Here is a 2,158-nt window from a genome sequence, read left to right as displayed (position 1 = left end):
GCATCTATTCGTCGCAAATGAAAACATTAATGCGCAGTCTTTCTACGAAAAATTAGGTTGGTTTCCTCGCGACGAAGTTCGTATGTTTTCTTTCAATTCATCTAACAGTGACAAGGTTTAGTACGCACATAACAAACTGTTTAAGAGTGATTCGCAACGCGTGGCATTTTTGCTATGCGTTGCGCTTAGTGTTTAAGGTGGCATGCGGCGGCTTCGGTATTGCGTTGCTCACACCTTAACAGGGCGTTAGAGCGCAGGAGAAAAAAGTATGAACATGACCGATATAGTTGAATACATTTCATATCTTATCGCCGGCATTATTATCGCTCCCTTCGGCTTTATGTTGTTTAAAGAATTCATCGGTAAAGATCGCAAGACGGTCACAAATGAAGTCAAATCTACGGTAGGAGACGAATCGAGAAAGTTCCTGGGCGGTAGATATAGTGATGCAGTTGTAGGTCAGTTTGTCGAGTTTAAACTGATAATAGCGATAGGTTTGCCAGTAGTTCTATTTCTAGGGATCTCTTCCTTGGTAAATTCTCTTTTGAAAGTTCTGTTCAAACTTTGAGTTGCGCTCTAACAAGCAATTCAAGCTGATTCGCAACGCTCGGCACTTTCGGTTTCAACTTGTTTGGTGATTACGGTGCAGTGTTTTAGTAAGGTAGCAGCGTTGCTCACAACTTAATTGGGCGTTAGCAATATGGAGTAAATAATGAATGTAGTTGATGAAGTAAAGAAGATTGACATAGATACAGCAACAGGTGTCACTTTGTTTTTCGTTTCAGCCTTAGCTCCCGGGTTGCTAATGATGTTCCTATACAAAAGGAACTTGTTTATTGAACTTGAAACTTTAAAGCTAGTTTTAGTTTCTTTAGCCCTAAGCGCTCCAGGAATTGTGTTGCCTCAGTTTGTTTCTACAATTAGTGCATCTGTTTGTACACTGAAGTTCAAGTTGGACCGTTCGATGTTAGGTAGTGCTAAAGAATGGTTTTACCGTCATTCGATTAATAATGCGATAAACGTTTACTTGATACTTTTCATTTGTTACATCTTCAAATTATCGTTTCAATTTTTTGCTTGGATGTATGTTGGCTCTATAGTGCTATTAAGTATCTACGAAATGATATACATCCTCAAAAGAGCAGCTAATCCGGATAAGTATCCCTCAATGCCTATGGAGTAATATTGCTAACAAACTGTTTAAGAGTGATTCGCAACGCGTGGCATTTTCAGTATGCGTTGGTTTTAGTGTTTAAGGTGGTATGCGGCGGCATCGGTATTGCGTTGCTCACACCTTAACAGGGCGTTAAAAGTCAGAGGTATCAGTGAAAAAGTTTCTTAAAATTATATTGGTTTTTGCGTGCTTGATGATACTTATCGTAATTACTCCTTATGCGGCAAAATATTGGGAGCAATTTAGCAACGCTACAACTCAAGACTTTGCAAATTTTGGTACGTATTTTAGCGGTGTTTTAGCTCCGTTATTTACGCTGGTATCTGCGTTATTTGTTGGGTTTCAAATACTAGAAACTAGTCGAAACAATAAACTTGAACGACTTGTGAGGGACCACAAAGAGTACTTAGCGTCATTCATTGTTAAATTAGATTCAATCAAGAAAAGCGATATTGTTAGCGCCGATCACTGTGCTTTAAAGGCATATCGTAATGGAGAGGGCATATTTCTTAATCTCCAACAATTTTATACATCTCAAAATCAGTTGATTGAGGGTTTTAATATCGTCTCTAAGACTTTGTTTCAGATTTATCAAATAGATCCTCATCAATTTAGTTCTTCACAAGGTCTAACTTTTTCTAAAGCAGATAGAGATATTTTGGCTCGTATAGAGAGATTGGCTTTTTTCTTGAACATGGAGAGAGGTTACACAACGATTCAAGATTACGAATGGTTGTGTAAAGAGTCTCGGTTAAAACTGAAGAACTGACTTTTAACAAACTGTTTAAGAGTGATTCGCAACGCGTGGCATTTTTACCATGCGTTGGTTTTAGTGTTTAAGGTGGTATGCGGTGGCTTTGGTATTGCGTTGCTCACACCTTAACAGGGCGTTAAGCTACTTATTTGACCTAAGGAGGAAGTCTTATAAATGTCTGATGAAGTAAGACGTGAATTTATTGTAAGAATTGAAGATCTTCGAGCTCA

The 2,158-nt window shown here is 38.4% G+C and carries 3 protein-coding genes and 1 pseudogene; all 4 read left to right on the top strand.

What is annotated here, in order from left to right; genetic code table 11:
• A pseudogene (locus tag MHO32_RS25600) lies at positions 1-121 on the top strand (GNAT family N-acetyltransferase); the annotation flags it as partial.
• Between the two features lie 147 nt (positions 122-268).
• A complete protein-coding gene (locus tag MHO32_RS25590) occupies positions 269-568 on the top strand; it encodes a hypothetical protein (protein ID WP_033006601.1) in 300 nt (99 codons plus the stop codon).
• A 144-nt stretch (positions 569-712) separates the two neighbouring features.
• Entirely contained in the window at positions 713-1,183 is a 471-nt protein-coding gene (locus MHO32_RS25585) for a hypothetical protein (RefSeq protein ID WP_239215011.1), read from the top strand.
• Between the two features lie 142 nt (positions 1,184-1,325).
• Complete coding sequence (locus MHO32_RS25575; RefSeq protein WP_239215009.1) at positions 1,326-1,943, top strand: hypothetical protein; 618 nt, start codon at positions 1,326-1,328, stop codon at positions 1,941-1,943.
• The last annotated feature ends 215 nt before the right edge of the window (positions 1,944-2,158 follow it).

Source organism: Vibrio sp. MMH1-50 (assembly GCF_022347645.1).
GTDB classification, from domain to species: domain Bacteria; phylum Pseudomonadota; class Gammaproteobacteria; order Enterobacterales; family Vibrionaceae; genus Vibrio; species Vibrio harveyi.
Note: the sequence above shows the minus strand (reverse complement) of the source record. Positions and strands in the feature narration are given on the sequence as shown.

What these genes read in the sequence shown, in the direction of transcription:
- MHO32_RS25590 (WP_033006601.1), top strand. Translation starts at nt 269, where the DNA reads ATGAACATGACCGATATAGTTGAATACATTTCATATCTTATCGCCGGC.
- MHO32_RS25585 (WP_239215011.1), top strand. Translation starts at nt 713, where the DNA reads ATGAATGTAGTTGATGAAGTAAAGAAGATTGACATAGATACAGCAACA.